The organism is Gemella sp. 27098_8_155, from assembly GCF_041433725.1.
In the GTDB taxonomy this organism is placed as follows: Bacteria; Bacillota; Bacilli; order Staphylococcales; family Gemellaceae; genus Gemella; species Gemella haemolysans_D.
This window is the reverse complement of sequence record NZ_JAPWCA010000028.1, coordinates 1-16,923: the sequence shown is the minus strand read 5'-3', so window position 1 is coordinate 16,923 and position 16,923 is coordinate 1. Positions and strand designations below refer to the sequence as shown.

Annotated in this window: 13 protein-coding genes and 1 riboswitch; of the genes, 6 read left to right on the top strand and 7 right to left on the bottom strand. The window is 31.8% G+C overall.

Translation table 11 applies throughout. The features are described from left to right. Positions 1 to 107: 107 nt before the first annotated feature. Positions 108 to 220, top strand: a riboswitch (FMN riboswitch). Between the two features lie 207 nt (positions 221 to 427). Then, on the top strand, positions 428 to 988 hold the full coding sequence (locus tag O5Y44_RS08400; RefSeq protein ID WP_271987052.1) for an ECF transporter S component: 561 nt from the start codon (positions 428 to 430) through the stop codon (positions 986 to 988). 135 nt (positions 989 to 1,123) lie between these two features. On the opposite strand, the gene O5Y44_RS08395 is transcribed toward O5Y44_RS08400, so the two are convergent. Continuing rightward, positions 1,124 to 1,480, bottom strand: coding sequence for a DUF1310 family protein (locus O5Y44_RS08395; protein ID WP_271966057.1), 357 nt, complete (start codon positions 1,478 to 1,480; stop codon positions 1,124 to 1,126). Positions 1,481 to 1,804: 324 nt separating this feature from the next. Here O5Y44_RS08395 and hemH point away from each other — a divergent pair, with 324 nt between their 5' ends. Together hemH and O5Y44_RS08385 are read left to right on the top strand one after the other, a co-directional pair. Then, entirely contained in the window at positions 1,805 to 2,965 is a 1,161-nt protein-coding gene (gene hemH / locus O5Y44_RS08390; RefSeq protein ID WP_371465947.1) for a ferrochelatase, read from the top strand. A gap of 303 nt (positions 2,966 to 3,268) precedes the next feature. Next, a complete protein-coding gene (locus O5Y44_RS08385) occupies positions 3,269 to 3,784 on the top strand; it encodes a rhodanese-like domain-containing protein (RefSeq protein WP_271987050.1) in 516 nt (171 codons plus the stop codon). Between the two features lie 244 nt (positions 3,785 to 4,028). On the opposite strand, the gene yidD is transcribed toward O5Y44_RS08385, so the two are convergent. Beyond that, positions 4,029 to 4,280, bottom strand: a complete 252-nt coding sequence (gene yidD / locus O5Y44_RS08380) for a membrane protein insertion efficiency factor YidD (RefSeq protein ID WP_003147487.1) — start codon at positions 4,278 to 4,280, stop codon at positions 4,029 to 4,031. A 251-nt stretch (positions 4,281 to 4,531) separates the two neighbouring features. Between yidD and O5Y44_RS08375 the strand changes: the two genes are divergently transcribed. After that, entirely contained in the window at positions 4,532 to 4,966 is a 435-nt protein-coding gene (locus tag O5Y44_RS08375; protein ID WP_371465946.1) for a Dps family protein, read from the top strand. A gap of 63 nt (positions 4,967 to 5,029) precedes the next feature. On the opposite strand, the gene yycI is transcribed toward O5Y44_RS08375, so the two are convergent. The 5 genes from yycI to O5Y44_RS08350 form a co-directional block, all read right to left on the bottom strand. After that, complete coding sequence (gene yycI, locus O5Y44_RS08370; protein ID WP_371465945.1) at positions 5,030 to 5,815, bottom strand: two-component system regulatory protein YycI; 786 nt, start codon at positions 5,813 to 5,815, stop codon at positions 5,030 to 5,032. An 11-nt stretch (positions 5,816 to 5,826) separates the two neighbouring features. Continuing rightward, a complete protein-coding gene (yycH, locus tag O5Y44_RS08365) occupies positions 5,827 to 7,140 on the bottom strand; it encodes a two-component system activity regulator YycH (protein ID WP_371465943.1) in 1,314 nt (437 codons plus the stop codon). 11 nt (positions 7,141 to 7,151) lie between these two features. Further along, on the bottom strand, positions 7,152 to 9,077 hold the full coding sequence (locus tag O5Y44_RS08360) for an ATP-binding protein (RefSeq protein ID WP_271987045.1): 1,926 nt from the start codon (positions 9,075 to 9,077) through the stop codon (positions 7,152 to 7,154). Then, positions 9,077 to 9,781 carry a response regulator YycF gene (gene yycF, locus O5Y44_RS08355; RefSeq protein ID WP_003147481.1) on the bottom strand — a complete coding sequence of 235 codons (705 nt, stop codon included), beginning with the start codon at positions 9,779 to 9,781 and terminating at the stop codon, positions 9,077 to 9,079. The genes O5Y44_RS08360 and yycF overlap by 1 nt, the downstream gene beginning before the upstream one ends. A gap of 243 nt (positions 9,782 to 10,024) precedes the next feature. Then, on the bottom strand, positions 10,025 to 11,023 hold the full coding sequence (locus O5Y44_RS08350; protein WP_316447582.1) for a Tle-like phospholipase domain-containing protein: 999 nt from the start codon (positions 11,021 to 11,023) through the stop codon (positions 10,025 to 10,027). Between the two features lie 272 nt (positions 11,024 to 11,295). On the opposite strand from O5Y44_RS08350, the gene O5Y44_RS08345 reads away from it, so the two are divergent. Together O5Y44_RS08345 and O5Y44_RS08340 are read left to right on the top strand one after the other, a co-directional pair. Beyond that, on the top strand, positions 11,296 to 11,850 hold the full coding sequence (locus O5Y44_RS08345) for a flavodoxin family protein (protein WP_371465941.1): 555 nt from the start codon (positions 11,296 to 11,298) through the stop codon (positions 11,848 to 11,850). A gap of 477 nt (positions 11,851 to 12,327) precedes the next feature. Then, positions 12,328 to 16,797 carry a YhgE/Pip family protein gene (locus O5Y44_RS08340; RefSeq protein ID WP_371465940.1) on the top strand — a complete coding sequence of 1,490 codons (4,470 nt, stop codon included), beginning with the start codon at positions 12,328 to 12,330 and terminating at the stop codon, positions 16,795 to 16,797. Positions 16,798 to 16,923: the final 126 nt, after the last annotated feature.

The window sequence follows — 16,923 nt, the reverse complement described above, 5'->3', positions numbered from 1 at the left end:
CACGATTTTTGAGTCACTCCCTACTTTTATCTATCTATAAAAAGTTAAGCCTTTTCTCTTTACAAACTTTAGTCTTAGGTTTATAATAAACCTATAGTAAATAATTAAATTATCTTCGGGGCAGGGTGAAATTCCCGACCGGCGGTTAAAGTCCGCGAGCGCAAGCTGATTTGGTGAAATTCCAAAACCGACAGTACAGTCTGGATGATAGAAGATATAGAATTAATAAACTTGCACATATAACCTTACTACATATGTATATTTGTCATACAGTGTGTTGTGCGATGTTTATTTTTCATACCTTTCAGTCCCGCTTTAAATTTTTTAAAGTGGTGTTTTTTATATCTAATACAGATTTTAAAGACGCCTTTTTAAAAATTATATTGCGGTTATTTTTTGCCTATGAAGATAGGAAAGAGGATTTAATATGTACAAAAAAAATGTTCATTCACTTGTTTTAAGTGGAATGCTTGCAGTTATTGCTCTACTTCTATCTTTTTTTAGTTTTGCTGTGCCATTCTTGCCACCATTTCTAAAATTTGATTTCACGTTTATCCCGCTATTCATGGCGTTGTTATTATTAGGTTATAAAGATGCACTTTTAGTGTCATTCTTAAAAAACTTCCTACACTTCGCATTATTATCACATGAACCTATCGGATCAATCGCTAATATCGTTGTAGAATTTACTTTCATTAGCATTATCGTATTCTTCTACAAAAAAGGTACTACAAAAACAATCATCGGTGGTATCTTAGGTACTTTAGCTATTACATTATTCATGTCATTACTTAACTACTTCGTGTTACTTCCAGCATATGGATATATCATGAATTTAGCTGATATCGTAACTAATGTGAAAACTATTGTAACTGCTGGTATTATTCCATTCAACCTATTAAAAGGTGCTTTAATAACATTCTTATTCTTCGTTACTAAGAGTGTTTATAGATCAATACCAACAAGTATTCGCAGTCGTTTTGCATAAAAATAAAACTAAATAATTAATTTAACCATGAAAAATTCCTCCATTACACTCACCTTACTGTAATGGAGGATTCCTTTTTTATTATTTCCTAGGGAATATTTTATTTCAAAATTATTATTACACCCTACAACTATCTTATTCACTCAATAGTTTATCTAATTTTTCTGAGTGAGCTACTTCTTCTACATTAGTGTCTTTTTCATCGAGTACCGTATCAATATTTAATTTTTCATCATTATTAACTATTAATCTAGCATAAATTTTTTCTCCAACACTTCTTATACTCTCATAATCAATCTTATAATCTTTTATTTTCGACTTTGCAGTAAATGCCAATTTATCTTTTTCTAATATTATTTTTTCATAAAAACCACGAGCATCTGCAGTTTTTACGACTCTAATTATTTCTTTGTACTTAGGATTATTTTTCATATAAATAACTCCACCTACAGCAGCCATAAATGTTATTGCTCCTAATATTTTTTTTCTCACTTAAACACATCCTCCTTTTTACAACTACCAATCGGAGATTTTAAAACTCTCTTATTAGTGCACTTTTTAGTTATCTTATATATTATAACTTTTCTAAGGTTTTTGCAATAGTTTTTTTATGATTTCTTGTACTTTATACATTGCTTCCTTTTACCATCAATCTCGCCATAATTTCTTCACAAATATAACAGTCTAAGCAATTTAAGTTTAATTAATATGATATTGTAATTGATAATAATTTCTGTAACAATATAAAAACACGTGTGTTTTAGTACAAAAAGTGGTATAATCGTATATAACTATACAATTATGAGAGGTTAAATAATGAAAAAAGCTATTTTAGTTATGACATATGGAACACCTGAGGATTATACATTTGAAGGCGTAGCTAAATTTTTTACGAATATTAGAAGAGGAGTTCGTCCTAACGATGATGAAATCAACTTATTATTAAAAAACTATCTTCGCATCGAAGGTTCTCCCCTTCAAGAAATAACACTTAAAGAAGTTAATTTGTTAAAAGAAGCTGTACGAGATGAATATCAAGTATACTTCGCAAATAAATTCTCTTCTCCATATATCCCGGATGTAATTTCAAAAATGGAAGAAGATGATATTGAAGAATGTATTTGTTTAATTTTAGAACCTCATTATTCATTCTATTCTATTATGGGATATGAAAGATTTATTAAGAGTGATAAAATCAAATTTAATATAATAAAATCGTGGTATAAAGAAGAAAAATTAGTTGAATTTTGGGCTGATGAAATCAAAAAAATTATCGATACAGAAGTTAAAAATGATAGCTTTAAAGTTATCTTTTCTGCACATAGTGTACCTGAGATTGCTTTGAAATATAATGACCCTTATGTTGACCAAATCTTCGATATGACCAAACTAATTGCAGAGAAAATAGGACTTGATAAAGATAACTATACAAACACATGGCAAAGTGAGAGTGATATCGGTATGCCATGGATTAAACCTGATGTTCTAGAATATTTAAGAGATCAAAAAGAGCATCCAAATCACTATATATTTGTACCTCTTAGTTTTATAAGTGAACATATTGAAGTTCTTTTTGATAATGATGTTGAATGTCGTGAACTTTGCGAAGAATTTGGTGTAGCATATCATAGACCACCAATGCCAAACTACGACTCTCGTTTAATAGAAGCTCTAGTTTCTGCAATTAATGATAATAAAAATAATCCTTTTATCTATCATAATCCAGAACAAACAACATTTAACGAGATGGATAAAGAAAAAGCAGAAATGCCTGATTTCGTTAAGAAAATGCTTGCCAATAAAAAAGATGGTGAAAAACCTGAAATGCCCGACTTCGTTAAAAAAATGCTGGCTAACAAGAAAGACGGCGAAAAAACCGAAATGCCTGACTTCGTTAAAAAAATGCTAGCCAGTAAAGAAACAAGTCGTAAGGATAAAATTTTCAATTTCATTAAAAGCATATTCAGCAAAAAATAATATTTTATAAATAAATACAAAAAAAGATATAACTCTGTTACTACTAGCTAGTAATAGAGTTATTTTTTTGCACAAAAAATATAAATAAAACCGTCTACATCTTCTACAAACCAAATCAATAAACATATTAATTTTTTATTAATTTTTATATATTCTGTTGTATATTTTTTAGTTTACATATAAATAATACTATAATAACAATTATCACTTATCTTAATATAATTAAATTTTATTATATAATTAATTTATAGTTACCGTATTTTATGTTATAATAAAAGTGAAAATTAAAGGAGGAGTAAATTTATGAAAAGAAATAAAATAACTTTAGCTTTATCGAGCATATTACTTTCTGTATCTTTAGTAGGTTGCAGTAGTGGCGATGGTCTTAACCGTTCCGCAAAAGACGGAAAAGAAAACGAGGTAGAAAAAGCTGCCATCAAACTTGTTAAAGCCACAAAAACTGGGGATTATAATTTAATAAGCGCTGATGAATTGAAAAAATCTATCGACAACAAAGAAGATATGATTTTAATCAACACTATTCCTTCCGATCGCTTTGAAAAAACAAAAATCAAAGGTGCTGTAAATGCTGGCTTACCTAAAGAAATGAAAGATTTAAAACCAGAAGAAAAAGAAACATTCTTAAAAACTTTAGGTACTGATAAAGATAAAAAAATTGTTATCTACTGTGGATTTGTTTCTTGTGAAAGAAGTCATGTTGGGGCAACATTAGCTAAAGAAGCAGGATATAAAAATGTCTATAGATTTCCGGGCGGAATTGCCGCATGGTTAGATGCTGGAAATAGCATTGATAAATAACATTATCTCTTGCATCTGTGGATAATTATGAGGATTTACCTCACTTTTGCAATATAAATTAATATTTGTGGATAATTATGAGGATTTATCTACGAATACTCTAATTAAATAATATTTTAATTGTTATATTGTTGAAACAACCCCTTATTTATTTTTCAACAGATCAATCAACATTCCAAATTTTTATCCAAAATTAACAATTTCGCCCAATAAAGAGGTAGCTGATTTCAGCTACCTCTTTATTTTATTTTTTTCTATTAAATTTAAATATTTCTCTTTTAAATAAAGGAACATTATCAAAATACTCTCCCTTATAGAAAGGGTGACATTTCAAAAGTCTCTTTATAGTTAAGTATGTTCCAAGAAAAAAGCCAAATCTCTTATAACTTTCCATCGCATAGCTCGAACATGTCGGTGAAAATCTACATGTTGGTCTTGTGTAACGAGATATATACCTTCTATACAATTTTATTAAAAATATACATAACTTCGCCATTAAAAGCACTCCTTTCTGCTTTATTTTAACAATTCACTAGATTAATTTCAACTTATTACTACATAAATACAACAATTATATTCGATAATGATTATCATTTATAATTTTTCACCTCGGAAAACATTGTCAAATCAACCTTTATTTTAGATAATAATTCTCAATAACTATTATAAGTCTATAAACTTTACATCACGTATTCATGGTGCTATAATTTAAGCATAAATTACAAAATATAAAGGAGAGAATTTAATATGACACGTACAACAGAACTAAACAAACTTGTAGCAAATTTAACAGTATTATACACAAAATTACACAGCTTCCACTGGTATGTAAAAGGACGTAACTTCTACACACTACACGAAGTATTTGAAAATTACTATAATTACACGACTGAATCTTTAGATGAGGTTGCGGAAAGATTATTAGCAATTGGAGGTCGCCCAGTTTCTACACTTAAAGGTGCTTTAGAAATCACAACTATTAAAGAAGCAACTGAACAAGAAACAACTTCTGAAATGGTTGCAGCTGTATTCCACGATTTCGAACTATTAATCAACGACTTAACTCACCTTATGGAAGTAGCTGAAGAAGAAGGAGATCAAGGTACTTCTGACTTAGCACTAGGTCTAAAAACTCAATTAGAAAAAAATGTTTGGATGTTACGTGCTTACTTAGCAGACTAATAACATATCTAAAAGAAAGCTATCCACCACTTTATTGTGATGGATAGCTTTTTTTATACCTATCTATGAACTTTGTCCTTTTCTATTTAAAATATTCAAGTTTATAGCATCTACATAATAGTTACTCACCTGTCCGTCCTTATCACTTATCTCAACATTCCAAGTCGGTATTAATACTTGATTTTCTGTTTGTGAAATATAAGTATAATATCCTAAAGTTGTACGAACTCTACAATTTTTTGGAATCAAGTCTTCATGATACAACCTGTTTATAGCTTGATTAGATGTAACTAAGGGTTCGTTTTTATCTTTTCTTATGTTAGAAACTCCTGTTAGAGTAAACCGCCTGATATCTCCATTACTTTCAACTTCAAAAACTATTCTAGCATTTTTATTTGAAAATACTCTGAAACTATCAATCTGTTGTTCATAAATAACCTCATTTTTATTAGAATTGTAACTAGAGAATACATAATTTGCACTCAACTTCAATTTTTCAAGTAAAAATGAGTCTAATTCAGCTCTATAACTACCTTTATTAACATTACTTATAGCATTTTCTGAACTAACCTTTAGAGTTGATGTTTTATCTACATTTTCAACTTCAATCTTCAATCCATTTTCTTCTTTTTTATAATCTTTCAAATCCGAAATAGTTACATTAACATAACCTAGATTATCACGTTTTGTGGTGTTTTCTTCGACAGTTATATTATCATTTTTCATAGATCGTTCTATTATTTCTTTTTCTTGAACTATTTCAGTTTTATTCTTTTGAACTGTATAGACATAAAAAGTTAATAAGACTGCATTTAATGCGACAAATAGGTAAATAAATAATGTTTTCATCTTGTCCCAATTCATAGTCTCTCTCCCTTGTCTATTTTTTCTTTTAGTTTTTTGAAACTCATATATCTGTCATTGTACTTCACATACCATGCAGGAGTATAACTGAAACTATTTCTTTCTTTATTGTAAGTTTTATCATATCCTAAAACTATATCACCTATTTCTTTTAGGTTAACCCTCTCATAAAGATAGTTTATCACGTATTCTGTTTTTTCTACAGAATACAATTCCGCTTCTTTCGATGAAAGGTAAGTCTTAGTCAATTTCTTCGGTGAGGTCAGTTTATATATTCCACTACTGTTATCTTCTGATATTATATCAGCAAAACCATCTTTACTAAAAGCTATAGAGTCCTTGTACGCTTCTTGGAAAATACTAATTCCGTCTAAAGCTGTTGTTAGTTGGTAATTAGTATCTCCAACATAACCTAACTCTAAGAAACTAATAGTATTATTTATAGCAATAGTAGCTCCTACTTCACGTCCACCTTCATTAGATGGATTTGTATATACTAGTCTGTTGTTTATGGATCTTAATATTCCATATCCATCAGTTACTTCATCTTCATTACTAATTCTAAGATTATCTTTTTTCTCAAAAATATCCCTCGCCAGCTTATTTAAATTGACATCTTCAGCGCTATATTCATCAATAATATTATCTTCATCGCCTTCTTTTAGATATATAAATTTGTTATTTAAACTGTATTTCGCATAATTTTGCTTTTTCTCATTGAATTTACTATTTATCTTCTCATATATATCTTGTTTTAAAGTAATTTGAAGATAGTTTTTATCATCTTTTTTATATAGATAAATCATATTAGGTCTATCTTTTAATAAAACTATAGTATCAAACTCTAAACTTACGTTTGAATTGTCCTCAGAAAAGAATAACGGTTTAAGCAGCGCTGAGTCTAAAGTAACTTGATAATTTATCAATATTTTTTCAACGTTATTAGTCGTAATATCTTCTATGTTACGGTTTCTCACCCTAGATTCCGTGCTCTCACTATCTGAAAGAAGAGACAGTAACTCTTTTAATACTTTCTTCTCCTTGACTCCTTCTACGCTAGCTACTTTTGTTATTGTATTTTGAATTACAGCTTCTTCCCTTGTTCCTTCATGGTTTTTCACCACACTATCAGGTATAAGGAAATTCAGAAGATTATTTTTGTTTGAATCAACTGTTTTCTGAGTAGATCTTTTCGTAAAAATTTCGTAATCTGGTTGATAAGTAATAATAAGATAAGATAAAGTTAAACTTAGTAAAACAAGTATACCTAAAACAACTGATTTTACAGTTTCCTTTTTTCTATTTCTCATATTACTCACCTCTATAACCATTCGTCATCTATTTGTTCACAAGGTAATGTTACAAAAATTATGCTTCCATAACCTTCTCTACTTTGTGCCCAAATGCGTCCTTTATGAGCTTCTACTATAGTCTTAGCTAGAGCTAATCCTAAACCAGTTCCACCCATACTTCTTTGTCTACTTTTATCAACTCGATAAAATCTATTAAAAATTTTATCTATATGTACTAAAGGTATTCCTACCCCTTCATCTTTTATAGAAATACTCACCCTATTATGGTGATAATTCTGTCTAACTCTTATAGTGATATTCTTACCATTTGGAGAATATTTTATTGCGTTATTAACAATATTGTCAAACACCTGTGTAAGTTTGTCTTGGTCTCCTTCAACAAATATCGGCGTTTTAGAAATATGTTTTATAAAATTCTTTTCTGGATGTGTTAGTGCAAATCTATCTGTGATCTGCTCAAGCATTTTATTTATATCGATGAACTCTTTTTCATAATGCTCTTCTTTAATATCCATTTTCCCAAGTTGCATAAGTTCATTTACCATTCTTATCATACGAGTAGTTTCTTTATGAATAGTATCGATAAACTGAGGAGCCAGTTCCTTATCTTCTAATACACCTTCTTCTAATGCTTCGATATAACTGTTCATCGTAGTTAGAGGTGTACGAAGTTCATGAGATACAGTTGATACGAATTCACGACGTTCTTTTTCTTGACGCTCTTGATCTGTTACGTCATAAAGAACAATAATATATCCTTCTAGCTCAGTTGACATCTGAGTTAAATCTTCTTTATCTTCTTTTTCTATCTTAGAGATTTCTGCTCGTAATAGTAATTCATCACTATCATTAGACGCATTAACAAGAAGGCTATCCTCAGCTTCTAATATTTCCTCAATACTTTCATATTCTGTAATATCAAGAATTTTTAGAACATCTTTTCCAATGAAAATTTCATCATCACGTCCACCTAACATATCCTCAGCACTTGTATTTATAAGGATTATTCTACCGTTATTATCAGTTGCAATAATTCCATCCATCATACTCTCGATAATAGTCGCAAGCTTCCTACGTTCTGTCTCCGTTACAGCCTGCTCTTCTTCGATTCTCCTAGAAATCCGGTTAAATACTTTAGCAAGATCACCGATTTCATCATCTGTATCTATACCAACTACAGTACCATAATTTCCTAAAGCCATCTTCTTAACCTGAGAACTCATTTTTTCAATAGAACTCGTTACGGTTTTAGAAGCGACAAACCCTATTACAGTAGTAATTAATATCGATAATATAGTACCTACTATAAAGATTCTCGAAATACTATTTACCTCTTGATAAACACTTTCTATATCTGCCATAAGTGATATTACACCAATAACTTCATTATCTTTTTTTACAGGACTCACATAAATCCATACACGCTTATTACTATCAGCATTATACTGAATTTGTTTAGTACTCTCACCCGTTTTTATAACTTGACTAACAAGTGGATCAAAAGATCTTTTAGCAAGATAGTCATCATTTCCATTTTTTGATGAACTCGCTAAAATTTTCGAATTATTATCAATAACATTTACAAGTAGTAATTTCTGGATATTAAATTCACTAACTAGTTTTACTATTCCACTTTTTGAATCTCGATTATTGCTTGTAGAATCTTGATTAGCGTTATTCTCTGAATCAGTTGACTCTTCACCCTTCTTCATATTAACCTTATCAAGTTCCTCTCGAATATGGTAATTCAATATCTTTTCTTGTTCGATAATATTTTGTTCAAATGTGTTTATATTACTGTTTCTTAGTTGTGTTGTAAAGAATAATCCGATTAGTTGTAACGAAATTATGTTAACTAATACATATACTATTACGAACTTAGTTCGGATTGATGAAAAGAATCTTTTCTTAAATTTCTTACCGAAAAAACTCATTACTCTTCACCTATAAAGTAACCAACACCACGACGCGTCATTATATATTCAGGTTGTGATGAATCATCTTCTACTTTTTCACGTAATCTTCTCACAGTCACGTCAACTGTTCTAACATCTCCGAAGTAGTCATAACCCCATACTGTTTGCAGTAAGTTCTCACGTGTTAAAACTTGGCCACGGTGTTGAGCAAGGTAATAGAATAAGTCAAATTCTCTACGTGTTAAATCTATTTCTTCTCCATTTTTCTTAATAACATAAGCCTCTGGATAGATTACAATATCCTTAATTACAAGGTCACTACCACTCTTCTCTTCTACAACTTCTTCTTGTTGCTTAGTAACACGACGTAAGTTTACCTTAACCCTAGCCATAAGTTCACGTGTTGAGAAGGGTTTAGTCACGTAATCATCAGCTCCGAATTCTAGTCCTAGAACCTTATCTATTTCACTATTTTTTGCTGTTAGCATAATAATTGGAATATTCTTTTTAGCACGTACTTCTCTACATACTTCCATTCCGTCTTTTTTCGGCAACATCAAATCTAATAGAATCAAATCAGGGTTTTCGCTAAAAGCAAGCTCCACCGCTTTTTCTCCATCATTAGCAACTATTACATCATAGCCTTCTTTTTTTAAATTAAAATCTAGTATATTAGCAATCGGTTCTTCATCATCGACTACTAGTATTTTATATTCTGCCATCATCTTCCTCCTTAGATTTATACTAAGTATTATTATATATTCTTACTAATTTGCAAGAATGCATATAGCTATCTACATTATATCATTTTTCTTTAATAAGTTACAACTTTAAGCAAGCGATTAACACTCTATCACTTACGAGAAAACACAAAGTTTTTATAACAACCTATAAAACATATACACCTGCCACTATACACATATAAAAAACTACTCATCTGACAAAAACGTAAGACAAGGAATCTATTATTGTTTTTCTTTATCTTTCTCTATATTTCTTAATATAGCTCTTATAAAAAATTCGAAGTTAACATTGTATGGATTCTTATTCAAATTAGAGATTACAGTATCACTAGTAAGGAGTACATTCAATTGTTTTTCTAACCCTACTATACGTTCCTCAGAAAAATTACTTAATATCCCTATCTCTGCCAAACCAAAATCTTTATATTCTGAAGATAAATACCCGTCTTGATTTTCTTCTCCTTCAAAAGAACTTCCGAATGACTTATTATATATATCTAAAAAGCTCTTAATCCCGTGCATTCCCGCTTCTTTAACTATAATTTCATCACCCACATAATAACCAATAGAAAGCAACTCAGCTATACGCGTAAATATATCATACTCCGAAACAATTCTCTTAACAGAACCTGTAAAAGTAGCTTTCTTAATAGCGATTTTCTTCATATTTCTAAGATACTTTTTCATACGTGTAGCGTACAATTCTCCATCAACTTCTTTATCCATAAAAATATCTATACCACCAATTAGATATATAGGTGCAGCATTAAATACTACACTCTCTTTCACATCGTACTCAATTGCAACTCGTTGCGCAATACTTCCACCTAAAGAATGACCAGTTAGTATGATATCATTACCATATTTTTTCTTCATTCTTGTATAAAATCTGTAACACGGCGTTAAGTGTTCCCCTTGACCTAAACAAATCCCTACAACATCAGCATACATATCTTTTTGTCTATCAAAGTAGAAATTCGTGCCTGTATAAGATAAAATATAATTCCCTTCTACAGTATTTTCAAACAAAGTTCCACTACTTCCAGTTTTTTCATCATAAAAACTACGTATATAGTTTAACTCTGTTGGAAAACTGTTCACTGTTTTTTGAAGATTTACATACTCGCGTATCACTCTTTTGGGAACTTTAATTTTATCCATCGCTTCTATATGGTACACTATAAATGATGCATAACTTGATACTTCAAACAATCTATCCATTACTATTTCTATCCATCCTCGCAATATTTCTTAATAAGTATTTTATCATAAACAATTAATTTTTTCTTATTTTTACGTTGTAAATAGTACTTTCTCAAGTTAAATTTTCAATTTATTTTTATTTTTTTAAAAACAAAATCATAATTGATTATTATTTTCAATTAACTATTTAAATCAATAATTATTTTTGATATAATAATTATATAGATTTAATAAATACGGAATCAACTTACAAGATAATTATTTACATATCCTAAGTAGGAGGCTAAATTATGAAAATTTTACTTGCTTATTCTAGCAAAACAAAAAATACTAAAAAAGTAGCCGAGGCTATCTATGAACAGATAAAAGACCAAGGGGAAGTAGATTTACTCGACATAAAAAAACAACGAAAAAAACTAGAGAAAGAATACGACTTTTATATTTTAGGAGCATGGACGGATAAAACAAACGCTAATAAAAATATGCAACGTTTTGTAGATCAACAAGAGATACACGGAAAAGATGTCGCTCTATTCTTAACTTGCGGTGTTCCTCGTGAACATTATCACGCTGATGATTCTATTAACAATTACATCGCATTTATGAAAGAAAGAAACAATAGAATCCACGAAACATTTGTTTGCCAAGGTAAAGTTGATCCGAAGGTTATGATAGTTTTCAAAATCCTTACTTGGCATGACCCAAACTTTATTCATAAGGTTACACCGGATCTTGTCGATATGGTTAAAGAATCTAAAAAACATCCAGATCCAAAAGACTTAAAAGATGCACAAATTTGCTTTGAAAATTTATTAGAACATAAAATTGCTCACGCAACAGCCTAAACAATATAACCTAAAGGGTAGTTATCCTCTATCAGAGAGATAACTGCCTTTTTACATATCTTTTATAATACTCGTTTTTTCTCTATAAATATAATTTTTTTAAATATTCCTCTTTTTTAAACATTCCTCTTTTTAAATAGTGAACTATTTTTTTCGTTAATTAGGATTTTTACAGTATATATTAACTAAATTATTTTAATTAATATATATATCTTTATAAGGTTACATAATATTCTTGTTATCTCATAAAAACGTGACATTATAGTGATTTATCAAATATAAAATTCACTTAACAGTTATAATTTCTATCCCCATTATATATAATATACCCCAATATTAAATATTATCATTTCACTATTACTAAAAAATATTTTGACTTTTAGTATATAAGGTTGTAAAATATCTTAAGTGATATGAAACCATATCATTAAATTCAATATAATGGAATTTCGCCGACGAAATTTCTTAGGAGGAATTATGATAAAAAAAGAATTTAGTAGCCTTTTAAAGAGTAAAGGGTTAAAAGCTACCATGGCTACCGTTCTTCTAGTTCCTGTTTTATATTCAGGAACCTTCCTAAAATCCGTTTGGAATCCATATAACAACACCGGAAATATGAAAGTCGGAGTTGTTAATCTAGACCAAAAAGTAGATTTTAATGGAAAAACTCTAGAAGTCGGGAATTCAATGGTCGATAAATTAAAAGAAAATAAAAAAGTAAATTGGCAATTTGTCGATAAAGATACAGCCGATAAAGAACTACGCGAAGGAGACTACTATATGGTAGTTACAATTCCACAGAACTTTTCTAAAAATGCTACATCTTTATCAAATGATAATCCAGAAAAAATGAACATCGACTTTACTACCAATTTTACGAAAAGTAAAAATGGTGAGAAAATCATGGAAACTGTAGCAAGTAACCTAACAAACACAGTTAAGGATCAAGTTGTAAAAACTTATACAGCTACATTATACGGTAAATTTTCTGAGATTGGAGAGTCTCTTCACAAAGCAGCCGATGCTTCGAATACACTGAACAACGGACTTGGTCGACTTAGTGATGGAGGGCAAAAACTAGGAAGTGGTATCAACCAACTTGCTGACGGTTCCGGTCGACTTTCTAATGGTCTTGGTCGACTTAGTGATGGGGGACTAAAACTAGGAAGTGGTATCAGCCAACTTGCTGACGGTTCTGGTCGACTTTCTAACGGACTAACTCGTCTTAGCGATGGAGGACTAAGACTTAGCAGTGGTATTAATCAACTATCTGAAGGATCATGGAGACTGACTGCTGGACTTTATCGTCTTAGCGATGGCGGAGCTAAACTCGGCAACGGAATTAACGAACTTGCTGACGGTTCTAAACGTCTAACTGATGGACTAACTCGTCTTAACGACGGGGGAACTAAACTTGGTAATGGAATCAATGAACTTTCTAATGGTTCTAAACGTCTAACTGATGGACTTTCTCGCCTTAGCGATGGCGGTTCTAAACTTGGTAATGGAATCAATGAACTTTCTAATGGTTCTAAACGTCTAACCGATGGACTTTCTCGCCTTAGCGATGGGGGACAAAGACTTAACAATGGAGTTAACGAACTTTCTAACGGTTCTAAACGTCTAACTGATGGACTTTCTCGCCTTAGCGATGGGGGAGCTAAACTTGGTAATGGAATCAATGAACTTTCTAATGGTTCTAAACGTCTAACCGATGGGCTTTCTCGCCTTAGTGAAGGTGGACAAAGACTTAACAATGGAGTTAACGAACTTTCTGATGGTTCTAAACGTCTAACTGACGGACTTTCTCGTCTTAGTGAAGGTGGAGCTAAACTTGGTGATGGAGTATCTCAATTACAAAGTGGAGCTGGAAGATTATCAGAAGGTCTAAGTTCATTAAACGATAAAAAAGACGCATTAATCTCTGGTGTAAACGAACTAACTGAAGGTTCTAATAAGCTTACTGTCGGTTTCGATACATTTAAAGCTAAAAGTATTATGCTTACTTCTGGTTTCAATTCTCTATATAACGGAAGCAAAGAATTCCAAGCTGGACTTTTAAAATATACTAACGGTGTTCTTACACTTAATGAAAAATTACTAGCTAAAAAAGAAGATTTAGAAAAACTTAACGCCGGTAGTACTACATTAAACAATGGAATCGATAGATTATCAGACGGTATTTCACAAATCAACTCTGGACTTGCAGCTAAAAAAGGTGATCTAAATAGACTTACTGCAGGTGGGGCTGCACTAGGTGATGGGGTAGCTAAACTTTCTGAAAGCACTCCAAAACTTGTAGATGGAGCTGATAAGCTAAACACAGGATTAAACGCATTAAACGCTAACTTACCTAGCGACAGTGATTTGGCCGCTAAGAAATCTAATCTAAACTCAACATTAGATAAACTAAAAGGATTAAAACTTACTTATAGAACACACTTCAATCCTCTTAACAGTGCTTTTGCAGAATTAGGTTCTCAACTGGAATCTATAAAAGCTCTTGTAGATCGTATAGAAACACAATCTACTACGACTACTACAACTACAGCAGCACCTGCTCCAACTCCTGCAGCTACTAATTTCGCAAACTTGGAGCAAACATTATCATCAATGCAATTAACACCTGAGCAAAAAGCAAGTATCCTTGCCGCAGCTCGTAACGATGTTGCTGCTACACCAGCACCTGTTGCTCAACCAACTACTACTGTTCAAAATAGCAGCAGTAACAACAATAGCCAGATTAAAGCTGAACTTTCTTCAGCAGTCTCTAGCGCAAACTCAAAATATTCAAGTATGAAATATCGTGTAGGAAGATTAAATTACATCCAAACTCAACTTGATAAATTCGATGTAAATACACTTTCTTCTGAACTTGAGGGAACAATTAGTGGTTTTTCTAGCATTAAAGACGCTGTCGGTAAACTTTCTGCTGGTAGTGGTCAATTAAAAGCTGGTTTAACTATAATGAACGAAAAAACACCTACCCTTATGGCAGGATTCAATCAATATAAAGGTGGAGTAGATGCTACTGTATCTTCTCTAACAACAGGGGACTTAGCAAACGGACTTAACCAACTTGCTAATGCAACTCCAAAACTTAAAGATGGAGTAACAAACTACACTAACGGTGTAAGCGCCCTTACTACATCAATGACTACAGGTGAACTAGCACAAGGTGTTGGAACACTTGCAGCTAAAGGTTCAGAACTACAAGCTGGATTCGATAAATTAGGTGGTGGTATCAGTATAATGCACGAGAAACTTCCTGAGTTAGCTGGTGGTATTGATGCTTTAGTTAATGGAAATGCAAAAATTAATGCAGGGCTTAACAAACTTCAAGCTAAACTTCCGGAATTAAGCATCGGTATTAAAGAACTTGATAACGGTGGTAAAAAATTATATCAAGGACTAACAGATATGAAAGCTAAAGCTCCGGAATTAATTAACGGACTTAACAGTGCAAAAGTTGGGTCTGAGAAACTTTCTAACGGACTAGCTGCTATGCAAGCTAAAGCTCCGGAATTAATCAATGGGGTTAACGCTGCTAAAGAAGGTTCTGAAAAACTTTCTAACGGATTAGCTGCTATGCAGGCTAAAGCTCCGGAATTAATTAACGGAGTGAACGCTGCTAAAGAAGGTTCACAAAAACTTTCTAACGGACTAGCTGCTATGCAAGCTAAAGCTCCCGAATTAATTAACGGAGTGAACGCTGCTAAAGAAGGTTCACAAAAACTTTCTAACGGATTAGCTGCTATGCAAGCTAAAGCTCCCGAATTAATTAATGGAGTTAATACTGCTAAAGAAGGTTCTGAAAAACTTTCTAATGGTTTAGCTGCTATGCAAGCTAAAGCTCCGGAACTGCTTAACGGACTTAGCAGTGCTAAAGTCGGTTCTGAAAAACTTTCTGGCGCTCTTACAATAATGCAAGCTAAGGCTCCGGAATTAATAGGCGGAGTTAACACTGCGAAAGTTGGTTCTGAAAAACTTTCTAACGGATTAGCTGCTATGCAAGCTAAAGCTCCGGAATTAATTAATGGAGTTAATAACGCCAAAGATGGAGCTAACAAACTTCACGGTGGACTTACTTCTATGCAGGCTAAAGCTCCGGAACTACTTAACGGACTTAACACTGCTAAAGCGGGATCTGATAAACTTTACAGTGCTCTTACAATAATGCAAGCTAAAGCTCCTGAGTTAATCGCAGGATTAGATAAAGCTAAAGACGGATCTGGTTTATTAGCAGATAAACTTTTTAGTGGAGCTGATAGAATTACTGCAGCTAAAACTGGAGATAAAAACGTAGACATGATGTCTAACCCAATCAAAACTAATATTAGCGACATCTCAGAAGAAACTAGCTACGGTAACGCAATGGCACCATTCTTCTTAGTATTTGGACTACTAATCGCAGCTGCGGCATTTAACATCTTATTCCCAGCTCGTAAAGCAGAATACGGAGAGTCAACAAACAGTCTATTCACTTCAAGACTTGCAGCAATGTCTACATTCGCAGCATTAGCTACACTTATCGAAGTTGTAGTGATGAAATTATTATTCGACTTTAGAATACAAAACTTCGGAATGTACTTCTTCGGATTAATACTTTCAGGTATCGTGTTTATGATAATAACACACTTCTTATCATACACGTTCGGAAAAGTTGGTAATGCTATTAGTATCGGATTTGTAGCTTTACAATTCGTTCTAACTACACCACTATTCCCTAAAGAAATGTTACCATCTCTATACAGTGGATTAATTCCGTTCACACCTGTTTACTACGGTGACATGGCAGTTCGCCACGCTGTTCTTGGTGGTTTAACTGATGGAATTTACAACAACTCTATATTAATCCTAGTTGTTTTAGGAATAATATTCTTAACTCTTACTTACATCTCTTACAACAACAAGAATAATAAAGCTATTGTGAATTCAGCAAAATAATAAACAAAAAATTCTAAGTAACATCGATATTTGTTACTTAGAATTTTTTTGTATGGGAGTGACTCAAAAATCGTGATTTCGGAGAAATCGATTCGGAGAAATGATATGTACCCCTTTTACTGGACA